Annotated in this window: 19 protein-coding genes; 3 read left to right on the forward strand and 16 right to left on the reverse strand. The window is 71.7% G+C overall.

Translation table 11 applies throughout. The features are described 5' to 3' along the window. Positions 1-80: 80 nt before the first annotated feature. The 16 genes from ACLQ23_RS18575 to mraZ form a co-directional block, all read right to left on the reverse strand. A complete protein-coding gene (locus ACLQ23_RS18575; protein WP_355593006.1) occupies positions 81-881 on the reverse strand; it encodes a DivIVA domain-containing protein in 801 nt (266 codons plus the stop codon). Positions 882-925: 44 nt separating this feature from the next. Then, positions 926-1,231 (reverse strand): YggT family protein, encoded by a 306-nt coding sequence (locus ACLQ23_RS18580; RefSeq protein WP_355593008.1) that lies wholly within the window; start codon positions 1,229-1,231, stop codon positions 926-928. A 30-nt stretch (positions 1,232-1,261) separates the two neighbouring features. Next, a complete protein-coding gene (locus tag ACLQ23_RS18585; RefSeq protein WP_355593010.1) occupies positions 1,262-1,957 on the reverse strand; it encodes a cell division protein SepF in 696 nt (231 codons plus the stop codon). 189 nt (positions 1,958-2,146) lie between these two features. Beyond that, positions 2,147-2,890 (reverse strand): YggS family pyridoxal phosphate-dependent enzyme, encoded by a 744-nt coding sequence (locus ACLQ23_RS18590; RefSeq protein WP_355593012.1) that lies wholly within the window; start codon positions 2,888-2,890, stop codon positions 2,147-2,149. A 9-nt stretch (positions 2,891-2,899) separates the two neighbouring features. Further along, positions 2,900-4,015, reverse strand: a complete 1,116-nt coding sequence (ftsZ, locus tag ACLQ23_RS18595; protein ID WP_355593014.1) for a cell division protein FtsZ — start codon at positions 4,013-4,015, stop codon at positions 2,900-2,902. A 246-nt stretch (positions 4,016-4,261) separates the two neighbouring features. After that, positions 4,262-5,080, reverse strand: a complete 819-nt coding sequence (locus tag ACLQ23_RS18600) for a cell division protein FtsQ/DivIB (protein WP_355593016.1) — start codon at positions 5,078-5,080, stop codon at positions 4,262-4,264. After that, positions 5,077-6,642, reverse strand: coding sequence for a UDP-N-acetylmuramate--L-alanine ligase (gene murC / locus ACLQ23_RS18605; protein WP_355630449.1), 1,566 nt, complete (start codon positions 6,640-6,642; stop codon positions 5,077-5,079). The genes ACLQ23_RS18600 and murC overlap by 4 nt, the downstream gene beginning before the upstream one ends. After that, complete coding sequence (gene murG / locus ACLQ23_RS18610; protein ID WP_053658093.1) at positions 6,639-7,745, reverse strand: undecaprenyldiphospho-muramoylpentapeptide beta-N-acetylglucosaminyltransferase; 1,107 nt, start codon at positions 7,743-7,745, stop codon at positions 6,639-6,641. Before murG ends, murC begins: the two co-directional genes overlap by 4 nt. After that, positions 7,745-9,214, reverse strand: coding sequence for an FtsW/RodA/SpoVE family cell cycle protein (locus ACLQ23_RS18615; protein WP_355630482.1), 1,470 nt, complete (start codon positions 9,212-9,214; stop codon positions 7,745-7,747). The genes murG and ACLQ23_RS18615 overlap by 1 nt, the downstream gene beginning before the upstream one ends. 334 nt (positions 9,215-9,548) lie before the next feature. Then, complete coding sequence (mraY, locus tag ACLQ23_RS18620; protein ID WP_053658091.1) at positions 9,549-10,673, reverse strand: phospho-N-acetylmuramoyl-pentapeptide-transferase; 1,125 nt, start codon at positions 10,671-10,673, stop codon at positions 9,549-9,551. Next, the gene (locus ACLQ23_RS18625) at positions 10,670-12,067 is read right to left on the reverse strand and encodes a UDP-N-acetylmuramoyl-tripeptide--D-alanyl-D-alanine ligase (RefSeq protein WP_355630446.1); all 1,398 of its coding nucleotides are present in this window, start codon (positions 12,065-12,067) and stop codon (positions 10,670-10,672) included. The genes mraY and ACLQ23_RS18625 overlap by 4 nt, the downstream gene beginning before the upstream one ends. Then, entirely contained in the window at positions 12,064-13,626 is a 1,563-nt protein-coding gene (locus ACLQ23_RS18630; RefSeq protein ID WP_355593023.1) for a UDP-N-acetylmuramoyl-L-alanyl-D-glutamate--2,6-diaminopimelate ligase, read from the reverse strand. Before ACLQ23_RS18630 ends, ACLQ23_RS18625 begins: the two co-directional genes overlap by 4 nt. Before the next feature lie 52 nt (positions 13,627-13,678). After that, positions 13,679-15,886 carry a peptidoglycan D,D-transpeptidase FtsI family protein gene (locus ACLQ23_RS18635; protein WP_425735508.1) on the reverse strand — a complete coding sequence of 736 codons (2,208 nt, stop codon included), beginning with the start codon at positions 15,884-15,886 and terminating at the stop codon, positions 13,679-13,681. A 3-nt stretch (positions 15,887-15,889) separates the two neighbouring features. Beyond that, positions 15,890-16,492 (reverse strand): hypothetical protein, encoded by a 603-nt coding sequence (locus tag ACLQ23_RS18640; protein ID WP_355593027.1) that lies wholly within the window; start codon positions 16,490-16,492, stop codon positions 15,890-15,892. Between the two features lie 59 nt (positions 16,493-16,551). Further along, complete coding sequence (rsmH, locus tag ACLQ23_RS18645) at positions 16,552-17,592, reverse strand: 16S rRNA (cytosine(1402)-N(4))-methyltransferase RsmH (RefSeq protein ID WP_355630838.1); 1,041 nt, start codon at positions 17,590-17,592, stop codon at positions 16,552-16,554. Positions 17,593-17,795: 203 nt separating this feature from the next. Further along, positions 17,796-18,227 carry a division/cell wall cluster transcriptional repressor MraZ gene (gene mraZ / locus ACLQ23_RS18650; protein WP_053658083.1) on the reverse strand — a complete coding sequence of 144 codons (432 nt, stop codon included), beginning with the start codon at positions 18,225-18,227 and terminating at the stop codon, positions 17,796-17,798. A 355-nt stretch (positions 18,228-18,582) separates the two neighbouring features. Between mraZ and ACLQ23_RS18655 the strand changes: the two genes are divergently transcribed. From ACLQ23_RS18655 to ACLQ23_RS18665, 3 genes are read left to right on the forward strand one after another with little or no spacing between them, the layout of a single operon-like run. Then, positions 18,583-19,830, forward strand: a complete 1,248-nt coding sequence (locus ACLQ23_RS18655; RefSeq protein WP_053658081.1) for a MurT ligase domain-containing protein — start codon at positions 18,583-18,585, stop codon at positions 19,828-19,830. Further along, positions 19,820-20,539 (forward strand): type 1 glutamine amidotransferase, encoded by a 720-nt coding sequence (locus ACLQ23_RS18660; RefSeq protein WP_053658079.1) that lies wholly within the window; start codon positions 19,820-19,822, stop codon positions 20,537-20,539. The genes ACLQ23_RS18655 and ACLQ23_RS18660 overlap by 11 nt, the downstream gene beginning before the upstream one ends. Next, positions 20,440-21,219 (forward strand): TVP38/TMEM64 family protein, encoded by a 780-nt coding sequence (locus ACLQ23_RS18665; RefSeq protein WP_425735537.1) that lies wholly within the window; start codon positions 20,440-20,442, stop codon positions 21,217-21,219. Before ACLQ23_RS18660 ends, ACLQ23_RS18665 begins: the two co-directional genes overlap by 100 nt. The last annotated feature ends 43 nt before the right edge of the window (positions 21,220-21,262 follow it).

Consider the following 21,262-nt stretch of genomic DNA (forward strand, 5'->3'; position numbering starts at 1 on the left):
GGCTCACCCCCGCCGCGTCGTACCGTGCAGGCAGGGCCGGCGATCGTGACCATCCGTGGACAGCGATCGCCGGCCGGTGCTCAGCGTCCGGATTCGAGAGCGCCGGAGCGCCCGCCGCCGTACGAACCGGCGAGACCTGCCGCGGCCAGCCCGTTGCCGCCGGTGACCCGGCCAGCTTCGGTGCGGGTCATCTCGGCTTCGAGGCCCTGGCCACGACCGTCGAGGTCCCGCAGCTGGCTCTCCAGGTACGCCTTGAGCCGGGTGCGGTACTCGCGCTCGAACTGCTTGAGCTCCTCGATGTGCTTCTGCAGGGCCGTGCGCTTGGCGTCCAGGCCGCCCATGGCCTCCTGGTGCCGCTGGCGGGCGTCCCGCTCCAGGGCGTCGGCCTTCGCACGAGCCTCGCGGGTCACCTCCTCGGCCTTGCTGCGCGCCTCGGACAGCAGCTGGTCGGCCTCGCGGCGCGCGTCGGACACGTGGTCGTCGGCGGTGCGCTGGGCCATCATCAGCACGCGCAGGGCCTGCTGCTCACCGTCACCGGTGACAGCCGGGCCGCCGGTCGCGCGGACCTGCTCCAGCTCGGCCTGCATGGCGCGGGCGGCCTGCTCGGCAGCGGACTTGTCGCGCTGCACCCGGTCCAGCTGGGCCTTGACGTCGTTGAGCTCCGCCGCCAGTCGGGCGTCGCCGCCGGGGCCGGCGGGGGCACCGCCACGGCCGCCGCGCTCCACCTGGGCGCGCAGCTCGTTGTTCTCCTCGATGAGACGGGCGAGCTCGCGCTCGACCTCGTCCAGGAAGGCGTCGACCTCCTCCTCGTCATACCCCCGCTTGCCGATCGGCGGCTTTTTGAAGGCGACGTTGTGGACGTCGGCCGGGGTCAGCGGCATCGAAACTCCTCGGGTCAGTTGCGGCCGCGAAAGCGCGTCGGTCATCAGGCAGATGCCCTGATCGACGGCCCTAACACGAACTCCATCAGCACGAACAGGATAACCAGGAGCACAAGGGAGGCCAGGTCGATGCTCACGGTACCAATTCGCAGCGGAGGGATCACACGCCTCAACGCGTTGAGAGGGGGATCAGTGACGCTCCACACGGATTCCAGTCCTGCCGATGCGCCCCGGCCCGGCTGCCACCGCCGGCCGTATTGAAGAACAGCGCTCAACACGAACCGGGACAGAAGAACAAGCAGGAAGACATAAAGGACCAGATACAGCACTTGCAGTAAGATCGACAACACGGTCAGCGACGTCCCTCGGGTCGGGCGGGGTCAACTCAGGCTGAAAAAACCGCCCTCAGCGATCTTGGCCTTGTCCTCAGCGGTGACCTGGACATTGGCCGGTGAGAGCAGGAACACCCGATTGGTCACGCGCTCGATCGTACCGCGCAGTCCGAACGCCAGACCGGCGGCGAAGTCAACCAGACGGCGGGCGTCGGCCTCGTCCATTTCGGTGAGGTTGATGATCACCGGCACGCCGTCGCGGAAGTGCTCACCGATGGTGCGCGCCTCCCGGTAGGTGGTGGGGTGCAGCGTGGTGATCTGGTAGCGCTGCTCCTCCTCGGGCGCGGCGACACGCTCACGTGCCGTGGCCTGCGGAGCGAGGGCCAGATTGTCGCGCGTGTGGTAGGTCAGCGCGCCGGACGTCTCACCTGCCGACGACCGGGTGATCGAGCGTACGCTGGACCGCTCGACGCGCTCGGGACGCTCACCGTCGCCACGGTCGGACTCGGTGACCCGCCCGTTGGACCGGTCGGAGAACCGAGCACGCTCGCTGGCCCTCGGACGGGGAGCCGGCGGCTCCTCGTTGTCGTCGTCGTCCTCGTCGGTGAACTCCTCGGCGTACCGGCTCTGCCGGTAGCGCGACTCACGGTAGCCACCCTTGTCGTAGCCACCGTCGTCGTAGGCCCGCTCGTCGTCTTCCTCGACCAGACCGAGCCAGACCCCCGCCTTGCGCAGTGCACCCATCCCGCGCCCTTCCGTCCGCCGTGCGGCACTCGCCCCCGTGCCATGTCGCCAGTCGCGAGTGGACAACCATGCCCATCGGACCGGAACGGCAATCCCCTGGCACGCGATTCGCGTCGCGCGCCACAACCCCCGACAAGGGGACGCCGTCCCTGAAACAACACTGATGTAATTTGCGTGTCTCGCGTCAGGCTACCGCAGCGTGGGACGCATTCCGAGCAACGCGCTGCCGACGCGGACATGTGTCGCGCCATATCGGATCGCGATTTCCAGGTCGCCGCTCATTCCGGCGGACAACGCCGTCGCTCCCGGATGGAGCGCCCGAAACGCCTCGGCCACCTCGGCGAGCCGGGCAAAGGCCCGCTCCGGCTCCCACCCGAGCGGGGCGACAGCCATCAGGCCGGCCAGCCGCAGCGCCGGCGACCCGGCCACCGCCTCGGCCACCGGCTCCAGCCCGGCGCCTGGATCGACCGACCCGGGCAGCGCGCCACCACGATCCGGGTCGCCGTCGATGCTGACCTGCACCAGGGCGTCCAGCGGCCGTTCCCGGTCCGCCGCCGCGGACGCCAGCGCGCGGGCCAGCCGCACGCTGTCCACCGAGTGCACGACGTCGGCGTACCGGACCACCGAGCGGGCCTTGTTGCGCTGCAACTGGCCGATGAAGTGCCAGCGCGGGTTCACCCCGGCGGCGGCCACCTCGGCAGCCTTGCCGGCCGCCTCCTGGTCGCGGTTCTCCCCCACGTCGGTCACACCGAGCCCGGCCAACACCAGCACGTCGCTGGCCGGGTACGTCTTTGTCACCGCGATCATCGTGACGTCGGCGCGGTCCCGGCCGGCGTCCGCGCAGGCGTCAGCGATCCGGGCCCGCACCTGGGCCAGGCCGGCCGCGAGTTCGGCGCGCCGGTCCGGTCGTGCCGTGGCTGAGCTGTCAGTCATCGCCGGTGTTCAGGACCCGTTCTTGAGAAAGTCGGGCACGTCCACGTCGTCGAACAGCACCCGGCGCGGCGACTGGGCCGGGGCCGGCAGGGTTGCCGGCGCGGGCACCGGGTTGCTCTGCGGCGCCGGCTGGTTGGTGTTGGTCTTGCGGGTCGGCTCGGCCGCCTTGTACGCAGGCGTGCCACCGTCGAAGCCCGCCGCGATGACTGTCACCCGCACCTCGTCGCCGAGCGCGTCGTCGATCACCGCGCCGAAGATGATGTTGGCGTCCGGGTGCGCCGCGTCGGTGACCAGCTGGGCCGCGTCGTTGATCTCGAACAGACCCAGGTCGGAGCCACCGGCGATGGAGAGCAGCACGCCGCGCGCGCCGTCCATGCTCTGCTCCAGCAGCGGGCTGGAGATGGCCGCCTCGGCCGCCTCGACCGCGCGGTTCTCGCCGCGGGCGCTGCCGATGCCCATCAGCGCGCTGCCCGCGCCGCTCATCACGCTCTTCACGTCGGCGAAGTCCAGGTTGATCAGACCCGGGGTGGTGATCAGGTCGGTGATGCCCTGCACGCCGGAGAGCAGCACCTGGTCGGCGGTGCGGAACGCGTCCATCATGCTGATGTTGCGGTCGCCGAGCGCCAGCAGCCTGTCGTTCGGGATGACGATGAGGGTGTCGCACTGGTTGCGCAGTTCGTCTATCCCCGACTCGGCCTGCACCTGGCGGCGCTTGCCCTCGAAGGAGAACGGCCGGGTCACCACGCCGATTGTCAGCGCGCCGAGCTTGCGGGCGATGTTCGCCACCACTGGCGCGCCGCCGGTGCCGGTGCCGCCGCCCTCGCCGCAGGTCACGAAGACCATGTCGGCGCCCTTGAGCACCTCCTCGATCTCGTCGCGGTGGTCCTCGGCGGCATTCTTGCCCACGTCCGGGTTCGCCCCGGCGCCCAGCCCACGGGTCAGCTCCCGGCCGACGTCGAGCTTGACGTCGGCGTCGCTCATCAGCAGCGCCTGGGCGTCGGTGTTGATCGCGATGAACTCGACGCCCTTGAGCCCAACCTCGATCATCCGGTTGACGGCGTTGACGCCGCCACCCCCGATGCCGACGACCTTGATGACCGCCAGGTAGTTGTGCGGAGGTGTCATCTCCGGTCCTTTCCCTTCGAGATTGGCTTCGGCCGACCGGTACGGCGTGGCCAGCCCAGCGGCCGACAACAGCTGTCACCAGCGAGGATCAGAGGTGAACCCTCACCCTCTACTAGAGGCTTACAGTTATGTCAACCACTGATCCTCTTCGGGGCAACGTAAGCGCCGCCGCCCGATGAGCCAAGGACCTGACCGGCGTGTCGCAGCCGGAGCGCGACTCGTCACGTCCCCGTACCCCTGCGTCGGTCAGCGGAAGGTCACCACATCCGGTGAGCTCACGTCGATGCGGTCGGCGTCCTCGTCGAGCAGCGAGGTGGCCACCCGGGCCTTGTCCGCGCCGCGCGTCGCGTCGCCCCAGACGACCGTACGGTCGCCACGCAGCCGCAGGTTGATCCGCGCCAGGCTCTCCACGCTCACGTCCACCAACTCGGCGCGCAACTGCGGAGTCAACGCCGCCAGCACCTCCAGCCCGGCCCGGGTGCCCGGGTCGTCGGCGGCGGGCCGGACCACCCGTACCAGCGGCAGCTCGGCGGGGCGGCGGCCCACCGTCTGGAACGCCACGCCGCTGCCGTCGATCAGGGCGAACACCGCACCCTGCGGCACCGCTGCCACCGGCGTCCGTTCGGTCACCCGGACCACGAGCGCGCCCGGCCAGTCCCGGGACACAGTGGCCCGCTCCACCGGCGCCAACGCACCGACCCGACGCTCGGCCGCGGCCAGGTCCACACGGGCCAGCGGCACCCCGTCGGGCACCCCCACCGCGTCGCGCACCTCCACCGGGGTGACGAGCTGCGCACCCTCCACAGTCACCGCACGGACCCCGAACAGCCCGGTACCCAACACCGTCCAGGCCACAAGCCCGAGCAGCGCCAGTACCCCGGCGGCGGCCGCCCACGGCAGCGCCGCGCGCATCCGACGCTGCCGGGCCCGCGCCATGAACCTGCGGGTCGACGGTGGCACGGCGTCGCTGCTGGCCCGGACCAGCTGCCAACGCCGTACCGGGCCGCGTCGTGGTTTGCCGCCCTCGGCGCCGCTGGTCCGCCCACGGGCGGGGCCGGGGCTCATCCGGCCGGGGGTGCCGCACCGTCCGGTGCGGCGGCGCCGCCGAGGGCCGCACCGTCACCACCGGCGGTGGACCCGCCGGGCACCGGCTGGCCGATCGCCGGGGTGGTCGCCACCGGATCGACTGTCGCTGTCGACACCGAGCCCGGGGTACGCGCGCCGAGGGCGGCCAGCAACTCGTCACCCATCAACGAGATCGGCGGGGCGCCCATTGTCACCACGACGTCCCCGGAGCGGGCCCGACGAGCCACCTCGACAGGCGCCGCCTCCCACGAGTCGACGAAGACCTTCCGCTCGGCCGGCAACGGCACCGCCTCGATAAGCGCCGCCGAGCCCTCGCCGGGCTGGCGCAGCTCCCCCGGCCCGAAGACCTCAAGCAGCACCACCTCGTCGGCGATGGCCAGCGCGTCGGCGATCTCCGCCTGGTTGTCGCGGGTCCGGTACAGCCGGTACGGCTGGAAGACCACTATCAGCCGCCCGTCCCCGGCTACCTCCCGCAGTGTCTGCAACGCCAGCGTCATCGAGGTCGGGTGGTAGGCGTACTCGTCGTAGACGAGCACGCCGTCCGCGACGCCCTTGCGCTCGAAGCGCCGCCGCACGCCGGGAAACACCGCAAGCGCCGCCTCCGCGGCCTCCAGAGGCAGCCTCAGCAGGTACGCCGTCAGCACCGCCGAGGCGCTGTTGAGCCCCATGTGCCGACCCGGCACCGGCAGCCGGAACTCGCCGAGCGACCGCCCGTCGATCGCGGCCAGGTAGCGCACCCCGCGCGCCGACGAGACGATCTCGGTGAGCCGCAGGTCGGCGTCCTCCGCCGCGCCGTACGTGTGGACCCGCCGCCCCTCGGCGCGCAGCGTCGCCGCCAGCCGCCGGCCACCCGGGTCGTCGGCACAGGTGATGATGAACCCGTCCGGGTCGGTGAGCCGGGCGAACTCGACGAACGCCGCCTCGAGCGTCGCGTAGTCGCCGTAGGTGTTGAGGTGGTCCGGCTCGACGTTCGTGATGATCGAGACGTACGGGCGGTAGATGAGGAACGAGCGGTCGCTCTCGTCCGCCTCGACCACGAAGTGTTCACCGGTGCCGTGGTGCGCGCCCGAGCCGACCTCGGAGATCTCCCCGCCGATCACGAACGACGGGTCCACACCGGCCTGCTGGAACACCATCGTCACCATCGACGTGGTGGTGGTTTTGCCATGGGTGCCGGCCACAGCGATCGCACGACGGCCGGTCATCGCCGCGGCGAGGGCCTCCGAGCGGTGCAGCACCCGCAGGCCACGCCGGCGCGCCTCGACGATCTCCAGGTGGTCCTGCGGGATGGCCGAGGAGTAGACAACGGTGTCCACACCGTCGAGGTTCGTCGTCTCGTGGCTGAGGTAGATGGTGCCGCCGAGCGCCCGCAGCCCCGCCAGTGACGGCCACTCCCGCAGGTCGCTGCCGGAGACCCGGATGCCCCGGGTGAGCAGCAGTCGGGCCACGCCCAGCATTCCCACCCCACCGACGCCGATCAGGTGGACGGTGCCCAGGTCCTCGGCGGTGAGCGTGCCGGCCGGGGTGAACTGCGCGGTCATCGGGCCACCGCCTCGAGAACGAAGGAGCGCAGCGCCTCGTCACCGTCGCGCCGCCCGTACGCCGACGCCGCGGCGCCCATCGTGTACAGCCGCTGCGGATCGCGGATCAGCGGGATGACGGCCCGCTCCAGCCAGTCCGGGGTGAGTTCCGCGTCGTCGACGAGCAGTCCGCCACCGGCCTCGACCACGGGCAGGGCGTTGCGCTTCTGCTCCTGGTTGCTGTGCGGGTACGGCACGAAGATCGTCGGCAGGCCGATGGCGGCCACCTCGGCGACGGTCATCGCCCCGCCCCGGGCCAGCATCAGGTCGGCGGCGGCGTAACCCAGCTCCATGTCCGACAGGTACGGCAGCGTCACGTACGGCACCGGGAGGTCCGTGGGGATCGGCACCGGCTCGTTGCGGGCGCCCATCACGTGCAGCACCTGCACACCGTTGCGGGCCAACTCCTTGGCGGCGCCGGAGACGGCCAGGTTTACCGAGCGGGCACCGGACGAGCCACCGGCGACGAACAGCACCGGCAGGTCCGGGCGGAGCCCGAAGTGGGCGCGGGCGGCGTCGCGCAACGCGTGCCGGTCCAACGAGGCGATGGAACGACGCAGCGGCACACCGACCACGGTGGCGTGCCGGAGCGCCTCGGCCTGGCTCGGCTGGTGCGGAAAGCCGACAGCGATGTTCTTTGTGAACTTCATGCCCAGCCGGTTGGCAACCCCCGGCGGCACGTTCACCTCGTGGATCACCATGGGCAGCTCACGCCGCCACGCGGCCAGGTAGGCCGGCACCGACACGTACCCGCCGAAGCCGACGACCACGTCGGCCCGCACCTCGTCGATGACCTTGCCCGCCGCGCGCGCCGCGGTCCACATCCGACCCGGGGTACGGACCAGGTTCATGTTCACCGACCGGGGCAGCTGGTACGCCGGGATCTGCCGCAGGTCGTAGCCGTGCGGCGGGATCAGCTCGTTCTCCATGCCCTTCGGTGTGCCGAGGCAGGTGATCCGGACGCCGGGGTCGTGTCGGCGCAGGCAGTCGGCGAAGGCGAGCAGCGGGTAGATGTGCCCCCCGGTGCCACCTCCCGCGAGCACCACCGAACGCAGCGGACCCATCAGCGTCTCCTCTCGCTCGCCGACCCCGTACGGCTCCGGCCCTGCCGGACGCCGCGCGATGCGGCCTTGTCGTCCTGTCGCCGCTCACGGGACCGGGGCACTGACCCTCGGCCAGCCGGCGGCGTCGCCGGTCGGCGACGTCGGCCGGGAAGCGGCGGCAACGGGGCCCAGAGTAGTCGGACCCACCGGGCCGGCGGACGGGCATGCAGTGCTCTGGCCGCATCGGGTTCGGCGCGGGCGAAGGACGCCAGCATGCCGATGCCGGCCAACGTCACGACCAGGGCACTTCCGCCGTCGGAGATGAACGGCAGCGGCAGCCCGGTGATCGGCAGCAGCCCGACCACCCCACCGATATTGATCACCGCCTGGCTCACCAGCCAGGTGGTGACGGCGGCGGCGGCGAGGCGCCGGAACGGGTCGTCGACGCGCCTGGCGATCCGCAGCCCGGTGTACGCGAGCACCGAGAACAGGCTCAGCACCACAGCGCAGCCGATGACGCCCAGCTCTTCGGCGATGATCGCGAAAATGAAGTCGTTGTGCGCCTCGGGCAGCCAGTCCCACTTGAGGCTGCTCTTGCCCAGCCCGACGCCGAACCAGCCGCCGTGCTCGATGGCCAGTCGCCCCTGATAGAACTGGTAGCAGGGGTCGCCGCACTGGTCCGGTGGCGGCGGGTTGAGAAACAGGGTGAGCCGCGCCAGCCGGTAGTTCTCCGCGCCGCGCTCGCCGGACCCGGCGCCCAGCGAGGCCACCGCGACGAGCAGGCCGACGCCGAGCAGGCCGACGACTGTCAGCGCGCCGAAGACCCGCATCCGCACCCCGGCTGCCCAGAGCAGACCGACCACCAGGGCCAGCAGGCAGAGCATGGTGCCCACGTCGTTGTAGCCGACAAGCACGAAGAGCAGGCCCATCACCGGAAACAGCGGGGTGGCCAGCTCGCGCCACCAGCCCAGCGCCGCACCCTTGCGGGCGACGACGTGCGCGCCCCACAACACGAGCGCGAACTTGGCGAACTCGGAGGGCTGCACCTGGATCCCGCCGATGAACAGCCACAGCAGCCGCGCCTCGATCGGGCCGATCGACGCCGAATCCCGATCGGTAAGCCGGGCGTACGCGAGCAGCAGGTTGAGCACCAGCAGCAGCCCGATCGAGACGATCAGCAGTGGCCGGCCCAGCGAACGGTAGGTGCTGGCGGGCAGGCGCTGGCAGACCCAGAACGCGCCGATGCCGATCACCGCGAAGATGGCCTGCTTGGTCACCGACGCCGAGGCGTTGCCGCCCACTGCGTAGTCCTTCACGCTGGTCGCCGAGAAGACCATCGTCAGCCCGATCAGCAGCAGCAGGCCGGCGCTGGACAGCAGCAGGTAGTAGGAGGCCAGCGGCCGGTCCAGTAGCCCCCGCAGCGCGGCAAGCCCGCCAGCGGCGTCCAGCCCGCGCAGCGGCGCCCCGGTCGGCGTGTCCGGCCCGCGCAGCGGTGCCCCGGTCGGCGTGTCCGGCCCGGCTTCGCGCCGCGCGGCCCCCGGTTCCGGGCCACGCGCGTCGTCCGGTGGCGGCGCGCCGGCCTCAGCGGTCCGCGCCCCGCCCGTTGAGCGTCGCGGTCGCCCGCCCGTCCTGTCCTCAGTGCCGAGTTCCTCCCCCACCCCGACATCATCACCGCTGGACGCACCCGACAGGCCCACAACGCCCCACCGGGCGTGTCGGGCCCTCTCCCCCACGCGATCTTGCACTTTCGGCCCGGACAGAAGCCGCAGAACGATACATTCCACGGTCCGAAAGTGCAAGATCGCGGGGAGGGTGGGGTGGGGGTCAGGTCATGTTCGCGAGGAACTCGCTGTAGAACAGGCCCAGGGCTATTGCCACGCCTATGCCGGCGATGATCCAGAACCGGACCACGATGTTGACCTCGCTCCAGCCGGCCAGCTCGAAGTGGTGCTGGAGCGGCGACATCCGGAAGACACGTTTGCCGGTGGTCCGGAACGAGATGATCTGGATCACCACGGACATCGTGATGATCACGAAGAGGCCGCCGATGATCGGCAGCAGCAGGATGGTCCGGGTGGACATCGCCATGCCGGCGATCAGGCCGCCCAGGCCCAGCGCCCCGGTGTCACCCATGAAGATCCGTGCCGGGGACGTGTTCCACCAGAGGAAGCCCACACAGGCCCCGGCCGCGGCCCCGGCTATCAGCGCGATCTCCAACGGGTCACGCACGGCATAGCAGTACGACTGGGTGTAGCTCGGGTCGGCGCACCAGTGCCGGTACTGCCAGAACGCGATGAGCGCGTATGCGGCCAGGACCATCACCGAGGCGCCGGTGGCCAGACCGTCAAGGCCGTCGGTGAGGTTCACGCCGTTCGTCGCGCCCATCACCACGAAGATGAAGATGATCACCGCGCCGACCTTGCTGACCTCCAGGGCGTCGATGTCCCGGATGAAGCTCAGCGTGGTGCTGCCGACCGTCTCGGTGTTCGTCACAGCGCCCGACGCGTCGGTCATGGTGCTCGGGAAGTACAGCGCCACCACACCGAAGACCGCGCCGACGAGGATCTGGCCGAGCAGCTTGCCACGCTTGTTCAGCCCGGCGCTGTTGCGCTTGCGCACCTTGAGGAAGTCGTCGAGGAAACCGACCGCCCCGGAGAACACCATGAGCCCCAGCAGCACCAGCGCGGTGATCGTCGGCTCGACCTGGGCGATCTGCGCGTCGGGAAGCGTGGTCAGAGCCAGGTGCCCGGCCACGTACGCGATGACAGTGGCCAGGATGAAGACCACGCCGCCCATCGTGGGCGTGCCCTTCTTGCCCTGGTGCATGGCCGGGCCGTCGGAGCGGATCGGCTGACCGGCCTTGAGCCGGGTGAACACCTTGATGGCGATCGGGGTGCAGAAGAGAGAGACGAGGAAGGCCACCCCGATGGCGACGATGACCGCCCTCATCGGGTGGATTCCCCGGCGGCGTCGGCGCGCAGCGCGTCGACCACCTCCCAGGTCCGATACCGGGAGCCCTTGACCAGGACGACATCGCCCGGCCGTAACTCGCTCCGCAGCACCTCGACGGCCGCCGCCTGATCGGTGAGCAGCACCGACTCTCCTCCCCAATTCGCTACCGCTGTCGCGCCTTCGTGGATCGGCGCGGCCGGCTCACCCACCACGAGCAGCCGGTCGACGCCCAGCTCGGCCGCGAGTCGGCCGACCTCCAGGTGGCCGTCCCGCTCGAACGGGCCCAGCTCGGCCATGTAACCGAGCACCGCGACGGTACGCCGCCCCTCGCCGAGGCTGGCAAGCGCCCGCAGCGCGACAGCCATCGAGGCCGGGTTGGCGTTGTACGAGTCGTCGACGACAGTGACCCCGTCGGGCCTGTCGAAGACGTCCATCCGCCGGGTCGAGACCAACACCAGCTCACCGAGCGCCGTGGCCAGCTCGGCCAGCGGCATGCCCAACTCCCGGGCGACCGCTGCGGCGGCGAGGGTGTTGCCGACCTGGTGGCGGCCTGTCAGCCCGAGCCGCACCGGCGCGCGCCCCTCCGACGTCACAAGGGTGTACGACGGGTGCCCGCGCTCGTCGAGCGTGACGTCCTCGGCCCGTACGTCGGCGTCCGCCGCCTCGCCGTAACGCACCACCCGCGCCCGGGTACGGCTCGCCATCGCGGACACCCGTGGGTCGTCGGCGTTGAGGACGGCCAGCCCGTCGGGCGGAAGCGCCTCGACCAGTTCGCCCTTGGCCTGCGCGATGGCGTCCTGGGAGCCGAACTCGCCGATGTGCGACGTCCCGACGTTGAGCACCACCGAGATGCGGGGCGGCACCAGCTCGCACAGGTAACGCACGTGCCCGATCCCGCGGGCGCCCTTCTCCATCACCAGGTAGCGGGTGCCCGGGTCGGCCTGCAACGCGGTGTACGGGTGCCCCAGCTCGTTGTTGAACGAGCCGGGCGGCGCCACAGTGGCCCCGAGCCGGGTGGTGAGCTGACCGATCAGGTCCTTCGTGGTGGTCTTGCCCGACGAGCCGGTCACGCCGATCACGGTCAGCTCGGGCAACCGGTCGACGGCGGCGCGGGCCAGCCGGCCCATCGCGGCCAGCGCGTCGTCGACGAGCACCATCGGCACCCCGGGCACCTCGCGGGTGCCGAGGACCGCCACCGCGCCGGCCGCCATCGCCGTCTCCGCGTAGTCGTGCCCGTCGACCTTCTCACCGGGGAAGGCCACGAAGAGCGAGCCGGCCCCCACCTTGCGCGAGTCGAACTCGACAGGGCCGCTGACGGTAGCGTCCGGGTCGGCGGCCACGAGCCGTCCGTGCACCGCCTCGGCCACCTCGGCCAGGCTCAGGGCGATCATCGCTGACCTGCCGTGTCGCCGAACCGTGCCCGCAGCGCGCCGGCCAACTCGACGCTGTCGTCGAACGGGAGCACCTCGCCGGCCACCTCCTGGCCTCGCTCGTGGCCCTTGCCGAGCAGCGCGATGACGTCGCCCGGCTCGGCGAGCCGGACCGCCTCGTCGACAGCGGCGCGGCGACCTGCCACCTCGATGATCCGGGCCGGCGTGCCGGCCGCGTACGCCCCGGCGAGCACCTCGGCGCGGATCTCCGCCGGATCCTCGGTACGCGGATTGTCGTCGGTCACCAGCACCACGTCGGCCCCCTCCGCCGCGGCGGCGCCCATCACCGGCCGCTTGCCCCTGTCCCGGTCCCCGCCGGCACCGATCACACAGATCAACCGGCCGGCACTCAGCTCGCGCAGCGCCGTCAGCGCCGCCACTATCGCGTCGGCCTTGTGCGCGTAGTCGACGACCCCGCGCACCGGCCCGGCGACGTCGACAAGTTGCAGGCGACCGGGTACGCCACCGCAGGCGGCCACGCCGGTCGCCGCGGTCTTCGGGTCCACCCCGGCACCCACGAGCGCGGCGATTGCCAGCAGCGCGTTGGCGATGTTGTGCCGGCCGGGCAGCGCCACTCCGGCGGCAAGCGCCACGCCGTCCGGGCCGTGCGCGGTGAACCGCTGCGCGTACCCCTCGCCGCCCACGCCGTCGGCCCACCAGGTCGCAGCCTGGTCGCCGGCCGCCGAGTAGCTGACCGTCGCCGGCTTGTAGAGCGGCTTGAGCGCCGCGTCGTCGTGGTTGAGCACCTCGACCGCGCACCGGCCGTCGAAGAGCTGCGCCTTTGCCGCGAAGTAGTCGGCCGTGTCGGCGTGGAAGTCCAGGTGGTCGGAGCCGAAGTTGGTGTAGCCGCCGACGGTGAACCGGACCCCGCCCACCCGGCCCATCGCCAGCGCGTGGCTGGAGACCTCCATGACGACGGCTGTCACGCCGCGCTCGCGGGCGGTGGCGAGCATCGCGTGCAGGTCCGTCGCCTCGGGCGTGGTACGCACGCTGTCGATCACCAGGTCGCCGAGCCGGGTCTCCACGGTGCCGATCAGCCCGGTGGTGTGCCCGGCCGCCCGCAACCCCGACTCGATCAGGTACGCCGTGGACGTCTTGCCCGCCGTGCCGGTCACGCCGATGACTGTGAGCGCGGCGGTCGGGTCGCCGTAGACGGCCGACGCCAGCTCGCCGAGCACCGCACGCGGGTCCGCAACCACCAGCGCGGGCAGGCCGGTCCCCGCCGCCAGCTCCGCGCCGGCCGGATCGGTCAGCAGGGCCACCGCACCCGCCTCGGCCGCCCCGGCGGCGAACTCCGCGCCGTGCCGGCGGGCGCCGGGCAGCGCCGCGTACAGGTCGCCGGGGCGGACCTCCTGGCTGGCGTGGGTCGCCCCGGTGACGACCACGTCGGCGGCGTCCGCCGGAAGGTCGACAGCGATCCGGGCGGCGAGATCACCGAGCCGTAGGCCGGTCACGGTACGTGGACGTGGATTGCCGGGCACGGCGTCAGACCCTACCCGGTCGTCCGGTTCCGGCCGCACAGCCGCCCCGGTGGTTCGTCGGCACTCACCGATGATGTCCCGCCATTGCTGCTCAGCGCGGATAGACCACGAACTTGGGTGCCGAACCACTCGCCGAAGGCGGAATCCGGTTGTGACGCAGCGTGAACTGCATCATGTCCCGGAAGGCCGGTCCGGCGATCGCCGCGCCACCGCCGGAGGGCGCGTACACGAAGACGGCGATCACGTACCGGGGCTTCTCGGCGGGGGCCATGCCGATGAAGGAGGACACCTCGCCGGGCTGCTTCTTGCCGTCCACAAGCCGCCAGCCGGTGCCTGTCTTACCGGCGACCCGGTAGCCGGGGACCGCGGCGGTGACACCGGTGGCGCCGTCGACAGTGGTGACCGCCTCCAGCATGGTGCGCAGGGCCGCCGCGTTCTGCGGGCTGAGCACCGAACGGGTCACCGGGGTCGGCCCGGGAGTGCGCTTGCCGTCCGGGTCGATGGTCTCCTTGACCAGGTGCGGCTGCACGTACGTGCCGTCGTTGGCGATGGCGGCGTACGCGGCGGCCATCTGCAGTGGCGTGGCGTCGACGCTGTGCCCGATCGGCACCGACCCGCGCGACGATTCGCTCCACTCGTCGGCGGGCAGGAGCCGCCCGCTGGCCTCGCCGGGAAGACCCTCGCGGGTGGGCTGGCCCAGCCCGAACCGCTTCTGGTAGTCGATCAGCCGGTCCGGCCCGAGCCGGTCGGCGATGGTGATGGTGCCGACGTTCGACGAGTAGGCGAGCATCCCCGGAATGCTCATCTTCCGGCCGTTGGCGCGGTGGGTGTCGGAGAACCAGGTGTCACCCTTCTTGATGCTGTTGGCGATGGGCAGCGTGGTGTCCGGGGTGATCACCCCCTCCTGGAGCGCCGCGCCGAAGGTGATCGCCTTGTGCACCGAGCCGGGGTCCACCACGAAACTCGTCGCGGCGTCCTCCCGGGCGACCGGGTCACTGTCCGCCGGCTTCTTCGCGTCGTACGTGGGGTGGCTCGCCTGGGCCAGCACCTCACCGGTGGGCACGTCGATGATCACCGCAGCGGCGGTGCCGCCGCGCTGCTGCGCCATCCCCGCACTGAGGATCTGTTGCGTCTTGAACTGAAGGTCCCGGTCGATGGTCAGGCACAACGAGCTGCCCGGGTTGGCCGGAGTGGTCTGGCTGTAGCCGCCGGGGATCGGCGCGGCCAGGTCGCTGCGGCCCGCCTCGTACACCCGTTTGCCGTCCTGACCGGCGAGCTGCTCGTCGTAGCGGGCCTCCAGCCCTTCCAACCCGACCATGTCCTGGCTTGTGAAACCGATGAGGTTGGCCGCCAGGTCACCACCGGGGACCTCGCGGCGTTCGTCGCGGTGCACCCCGATGCCGGGCAGTTCCAGCGCCAGCACCTGCTTGGCTGTCGGGATCTCCACACCGCGCGCCAGGTACTCGAACCGGGACGGCTTGCCGTTCTCCAGCTTGCGGGGCTTCATGAGCGTGGTGAGCTTGGAGACCGGGATGCCGAGCAGCGGGGAGAGCGCCTTCGCGGTGGCGGGCACGTCCTCGATCTCGACCGGGTCGGCGAAGACGTACCGCGCCTCGACGCTGTGGGCGAGCGGCTCGCCGGTGCGGTCGTAGATCGCCCCGCGCGGCGCTGGCAGCTCCACGGTGCGGGTCCGGTCGGCGACGCCCGCCCCGGCGTACGCCGGGGCGTCGACCGCCTGTAGGAAGATCAGCCGGATCCCGATGGTGACGAACAGCGCCAGGGTGAGCACTGTGCCAAGCCGCAACCGCAGGCGCGGGTCGGCGAGCTTCGGCGGGCGCGGCGGCTTGCGTGACGGCCGCCGGGCCGCCGGGCGGTCGGTGCGGCCGGGCGTCCTCGGCGTGGTCCGGCGACGCGGCGGCGGCTCGTCGCCGGCCGGGCGTCGCGGGGTACGCGGCGCGACGGTGCGCACCACGCCGCCACGTCCGGCAGCCGGGGCGTCGCGCCGGCCGGACCGGGCGGCGGCGCGACCGCCGTCGAGCACCTGCAACGCGGGGCGGAACGGGTCGCCGGACCGGGTGCTGCGCGGGGTACGTCGCTGCTCGGCGCCCCCGCCGCGCGCCGGCGTGCCGCGCTCCTCGCGGACCGTCCGACCCCTCGGGGTGTACGCCCGCGCGCCGGAGATGCCTCCGATGCCCGGCTCGTCGGCCCGAGGCTCCCCGTCGGCGGGGTTGGCGTCACGCGAAGAGCCGCGCCGGGTTCCCTTGGGATCCCGGCGCGGCTCGTCCGACCTTGGCGGCACCGGTCAGCCTCCCGCACCCTGACTGGTCACCGACGGCTCACCGGTCGCCGGCTTCGGCACGCCGATGGACTTTCCGTCCGGCAACCGGATGTACGCCGGCTCGACGTCCACCAGACCCAGCCGCCGCGCCTCGGCGGTCAGGTTGCCGGGTGCCTTCGCCTCGGCGATCTGCTTGTCCAACTGCTGCTTCTCCAGGTCCAGCCGGGCCTGCTGCTGCTGCAGCTTCTCCAGCCGGAACGCGTTCTCGTTGATCTTGGTGTTGACCGCCAGGATGCCCAGCACCCCGCCGACGACCAGCACCACGATCAGCGCCGCGAACGGCGCACGCGGCACCGACACCGGCGGCGGAGGCGCCACCCGCAGTCGGGGCGGGCGGGCGCTGGGCGCGGCGGTGGCCTTCTCGGCCGGTCGCAGCGCGGCGCTGCCCTGGGTGGGAAACTCGCGCGCCCCCCGGGCGCGAGCCTCCCCCTGCCGGTTGACTCGATCGATGCGTGGCGTACCGTTCTCCACGCGCGTGGCTCGCTCCGCCGCGGTCCGGCCCCCCGACCGCGGTGCGCGCTGCCCGCCACCGGTTACGCCCCGGCGGTCGCGCTTGTCAATGCTCATGTCCCCTCCCCCTCAACGTCCGTCCCTCTGCGGGTCGACGTCTGCGGACCCCCCACGGATCACACAGACCCCGTCCCCGGTTGGTGCATCCCCTTCACCCTTCGGCGGGACCGTTCGCGGTCGGTCCGCCCCTGCTCTGTCGCGTTCGGATCGAGTCGTTCCGCTGCCCGCAACCGCACCGAGGCGGCACGCGGGTTCGCGGCGACCTCCGCCTCCCCAGGAAGCTCCGCGCCCCGGCTGAGAAGCCGGAACGTCGGACCTGACCCGGGAAGTTCGACCGGGAGGTCGATCGGGCCCTTACTGCGGACCCGATCCGCGAGCGCCGCCTTGGTGAGCCGGTCCTCCAGCGAGTGGTAGGACAGGACCACCATGCGACCGCCCACGGTCAGTGCGTCGAGGGCAGACGGCAGCGCTGTCTCCAGCGCTGCCAGCTCTCTGTTTACCTCGATCCGCAAAGCCTGAAACGTTCTCTTTGCCGGGTGTCCACCCGTTCGTCGCGCTGGTGCCGGAATCGAGTCCCGAACCAGCTCCGCCAGCCGCGCCGACGAGGTGATCCGGGCACGTTCCCGCTCCCGGATGATCGCCGAGGCGATCCGGCCGGCGAACTTCTCTTCGCCGTAGACCCGCAACACACGGGCCAGATCCGGATGGGCGTAGGTGTTGACCACCTCCTCGGCGGTCACCCCCCGCGTCTGGTCCATCCGCATGTCAAGCGGAGCGTCCTGTGCGTAGGCGAACCCGCGGTCGGGCGCGTCCAACTGCAACGACGAGACACCCAGGTCGAACAGGATCCCGTCGATGCCCGGATAGCCAAGCCGGGCCAGCACGTCCGGCAACTCGTCGTAGACGGCGTGCTCCAGGTGCACCCGGTCAGCGAAACGCGCCAGCCGGACCCGCGCATGAGCGAGCGCCTCGGTGTCCCGGTCGAGCCCGATCAGGACCGTCTCCGGGTACGCCTCCAGCACCGCCTCCGCATGCCCGGCCAGGCCGAGCGTCGCGTCGACGTGGATCGTCCGGCCGCCTCGACCCAGCGCGGGGGCCAGCAGCTCGAGGCACCGCTCGAGCAGCACCGGCACGTGCGTGCCGCGTAGCTCCCCCATGTTGACCCCCACTGGTTGAAACGTCCGTTCTTCTCCTGCGTCTGTCGTGGCGACGGCGCTGCCGTCGTACCGCCAGATCCCCATCCGCTCCCGCCGGCCACCGGACCACCCGATGACTGGATCGTGCGCCTGGCACCGGGGAAGGGATGCCAGGAACTCGAAAGCGGCTGGAGATCTCGCAGTACGTCGGGCGCCGTTCCGCCCTACAGTCCGCCGGGCAGCACCCCCTCCTCGATGTCGGCGAAGTCGTCTTCGCTCTCGGCGAGGTAGGTCTCCCAGGCGCCCTTGTCCCAGATCTCCACCCGAGTGCTCGCGCCGATCACCACAAGGTCCCGGTCAAGCGCGGCGTACTCCCGCAGGTGGGCTGGGATTGTCACCCGGCCCTGCTTGTCAGGCACCTCGTCGTGCGCGCTGGCGAAGAAGACCCGGCTGTAGGCCCGGGCCGCCTTGTGTGTCATCGGCTGCGCGCGCAACTGCTCCGCGATGCGCTGGAACTCGGGTGTCGGAAAGACATAGAGACAGCGATCCTGCCCTTTGGTTACCACGACACCCCCCGCCAGCTCATCCCGGAACTTCGCCGGAAGGATCAACCGGCCTTTGTCGTCCAGGCGCGGAGTATGGGTGCCGAGGAACATCGGCCCAACCCCCTCGCCCTGAAGCGGCGTTCGCGGCGCCGCTGACCCCCCGGGCCGGTGAGCCCTCCCGGCCTCACCATTGGGCCCCACTCTACTCCACTTCCCTCCACCTGCAACCAGAATCGCCCGCGTGGCGTGGCCGATCGCCGGGTAAAACAGCACGTCACGCGGGGTGGAGCGGAGTGGAGGGCTGGAGGGCCGACCGGGCGCGGTCCGCTTTCCGACATAGATCGACTCCGTCCGGTGGAGGCCGACCCGGCCGCCCACACACCCACCACGGCCGAACGGTTCGGCGTCGGCGGCGATCTGGTGGGGTCGCCGGTCCGGTAACCTCGCTCGCGTGACGGACGCGAAAATGCCCCTACGGGCGAAGGTGGCCAGCTCCGTGTCACGGACCGCCGCAGCGCTCTCCCGAGCGGCCGGACGTGGCGACGGTTCGGTGATCGGCGGGTGGATCGGGCTGAAGATCGACCCGGATCTGCTGGCGCACCTGTCGGCCGGACGTGCCATCGCGCTCGTCTCCGGCACCAACGGCAAGACCACCACCACCCGGCTGACAGCCGCCGCAGTCGGCGTGCTCGGGCGTGTCGCCACCAACTCCTTCGGCGCGAACATGCCCACCGGGCACACCTCCGCGTTGGCGAAGGCCGGCAGCACCCCGTACGCGGTGCTGGAGGTCGACGAGCACTACCTGGCCCAGGTGCTGGAGTCGACAGAGCCACACGTGGTAGCACTGCTGAACCTCTCCCGCGACCAGCTCGACCGCGCCAAGGAGGTCGCCATGATGGCGCAGCTCTGGCGTGCGGCGCTGGTCCGGCACACGAACGTACGGGTGGTGGCCAACGCCGACGACCCGATGGTGGTGTGGGCAGCCACCCCACCCGCCGACCCGGCCAGCGGCATCAACCCGCCGCACGTGACCTGGTTCAGCGCCGGCCAGCGCTGGCACGACGACTCCTGGGTCTGCCCCGAGTGCGGTTCCACGATCCAGCGCTCCGGTGACCAGTGGTGGTGCACGGGCTGCGCGCTGCGCCGACCGGAGCCGCAGTGGGTAGTCGAGGACGAGGGCGTGCTCGACCCCACCGGCGCCTGGCACAAGGTCTCCCTCCAGCTGCCCGGCAAGGTCAACCTCGGCAACGCGGCGACCGCGCTGGCCGTGGCCGCCGAATTCGGCGTACGCCCCGTCGACGCGGTGTCCCGCCTCGGCATCGTCACGTCGGTGGCCGGCCGTTACGCACAGGTCGAGAAGGACGGGCGCAACATCCGGCTGCTGCTGGCCAAGAACCCGGCCAGTTGGCTGGAGGCGTTCGACATGGCCGACGAGGCGCCGACACTGCTCTCCATCAACGCGCGCGACCCCGACGGTCTGGACACCTCCTGGCTCTTCGACGTCGACTTCGCCCCGCTGCGCGGGCGGCAGGTGCTGATCACCGGCGACCGGGCGTACGACCTGGCGGTCCGCTTGGACGTCAACGACGTGCCGTTCCAGCATGTGCGCACCTTCAGCGACGCGATCCGGTCGGTCCCGCCCGGGCGGCTGGAGGTCATCGCGAACTACACAGCGTTCCAGGACATCCGAGCGGAGTTGGACCGTGTCAACTGAGAGCCTGCGCATCGTCTGGATCTACCCCGACCTGCTCTCCACCTACGGCGATCGGGGCAACGCGCTGATCCTGGCCCGGCGGGCCCGCCAGCGCGGCATGCCGGTCGAGGTGCTGGAAGTCCGCTCCGACCAGCAGCTGCCCGCGACCGCCGACATCTACCTGGTCGGCGGCGGTGAGGACGGCCCGCAGGCGCTGGGCGCGCAGCGGCTGATCGCCGACGGCGGCCTGCACCGGGCGGTCGCCCAGGGTGCCGTGGTGTTCGGCGTCTGCGCCGGCTACCAACTGCTCGGCACGTCGTTCTTCGCCAAGGGCGTGCAGTGCCGTGGCCTGGAGTTGCTGGATCTGCAGTCCGACCGGGGCCCCAGCCGTGCCGTCGGCGAGCTGGCCGGTGAGATCGACCCTCGCCTGGGCCTGCCCGCGTTGACCGGTTTCGAGAACCACGGTGGCCGCACCCACCTCGGCCCGGAGGTTTCCCCACTGGCCCGGGTCAGCGCCGGCGTCGGCAACGACGGCACCACCGAAGGTGCCTGGCGCGGCAAGCTCCTCGGCACGTACTCCCACGGCCCCGCACTGGCCCGCAACCCGGCCCTGGCCGACCTGCTGCTGCGCTGGGCCACCGGGGCGCACCAGCTCCCGCCGCTGGACGACACCTGGTCGGACCGGCTCCGCGCGGAGCGCCGCACCGCAGTGGCCGCCGCCCGGGCATGATCCGCGCCGTCCGGCGGCTGCTCCGGCAGCCGTCGGCCGCCCGGTTCACCCTTCTCGTGCTGCTGATCGGCACCTGCGGTCTGCTGCTGCTCCTGGTGCCCCGACCCGATCTGGCGGAGCTTCCCCGGCTGGCCGACCAGCTCGGTGGCCTCGCCCCCGTGGCGGCGATCGTCGGCGGGGCGCTGCTGCTTGTCGCGCTGGTCCCCCGGACCTTCGTCACGCTCGCCGCGGGCGCGATCTTCGGCCCTCTCGAAGGTGCCGCCTACGCCCTGGGCGCCGCCCTGGTGGCGGCGGCCATCGGGTTCACCGTCGGCCGGCTGCTGGGTCGGGACTTCGTCGCGGAGCGGGTCCGCGGCAGACTGGCCCGCCTCGACAGATGGTTCGCGCGGCAGAGCGTGTTCGGGGTGGTCACCGTCCGGCTGCTGCCGATCGCCGGCTTCGGCCTGGTGAGCTACGGCTACGGCACCACCGCCGCCCGGCTGGCGCCGTTCCTGACCGGCAGCGTGATCGCGTCCGCGCCGACCGCCTTCGGGTACGCAGCGATCGGTGCGGCCGTCAGCACCCCCGGCCAGATCAACTGGTACGCCGCCGCCCCCGCGAGCCTCGGCCTGATCGCCAGCCTGGTGCTGCTCCACCAGTGGTGGCGCGCCGAACGGCAACGGCGGGCGCTGCAGGGCTGACCCCCGGCCCAGGCCGACCCCAGGCGCAAGCCCTCGGCCTCCG

This window comes from Micromonospora sp. DT41 (genome assembly GCF_049841715.1).
Taxonomy (GTDB): domain Bacteria; phylum Actinomycetota; class Actinomycetes; order Mycobacteriales; family Micromonosporaceae; genus Micromonospora; species Micromonospora profundi.

Coding starts and splice junctions, on each gene's coding strand:
- mraZ (WP_053658083.1), bottom strand. CDS start 18,227: ATGTTCCTCGGCACCCATACTCCGCGCCTGGACGACAAAGGCCGGTTG.
- ACLQ23_RS18600 (WP_355593016.1), bottom strand. CDS start 5,080: ATGAGCCCCGGCCCCGCCCGTGGGCGGACCAGCGGCGCCGAGGGCGGC.
- murC (WP_355630449.1), bottom strand. CDS start 6,642: ATGACCGCGCAGTTCACCCCGGCCGGCACGCTCACCGCCGAGGACCTG.
- ACLQ23_RS18590 (WP_355593012.1), bottom strand. CDS start 2,890: ATGACTGACAGCTCAGCCACGGCACGACCGGACCGGCGCGCCGAACTC.
- ACLQ23_RS18585 (WP_355593010.1), bottom strand. CDS start 1,957: ATGGGTGCACTGCGCAAGGCGGGGGTCTGGCTCGGTCTGGTCGAGGAA.
- ACLQ23_RS18575 (WP_355593006.1), bottom strand. CDS start 881: ATGCCGCTGACCCCGGCCGACGTCCACAACGTCGCCTTCAAAAAGCCG.
- rsmH (WP_355630838.1), bottom strand. CDS start 17,592: ATGGGGGAGCTACGCGGCACGCACGTGCCGGTGCTGCTCGAGCGGTGC.
- ACLQ23_RS18625 (WP_355630446.1), bottom strand. CDS start 12,067: ATGATCGCCCTGAGCCTGGCCGAGGTGGCCGAGGCGGTGCACGGACGG.
- murG (WP_053658093.1), bottom strand. CDS start 7,745: ATGGGTCCGCTGCGTTCGGTGGTGCTCGCGGGAGGTGGCACCGGGGGG.
- mraY (WP_053658091.1), bottom strand. CDS start 10,673: ATGAGGGCGGTCATCGTCGCCATCGGGGTGGCCTTCCTCGTCTCTCTC.
- ACLQ23_RS18655 (WP_053658081.1), top strand. CDS start 18,583: ATGCCCCTACGGGCGAAGGTGGCCAGCTCCGTGTCACGGACCGCCGCA.
- ACLQ23_RS18640 (WP_355593027.1), bottom strand. CDS start 16,492: ATGAGCATTGACAAGCGCGACCGCCGGGGCGTAACCGGTGGCGGGCAG.
- ftsZ (WP_355593014.1), bottom strand. CDS start 4,015: ATGACACCTCCGCACAACTACCTGGCGGTCATCAAGGTCGTCGGCATC.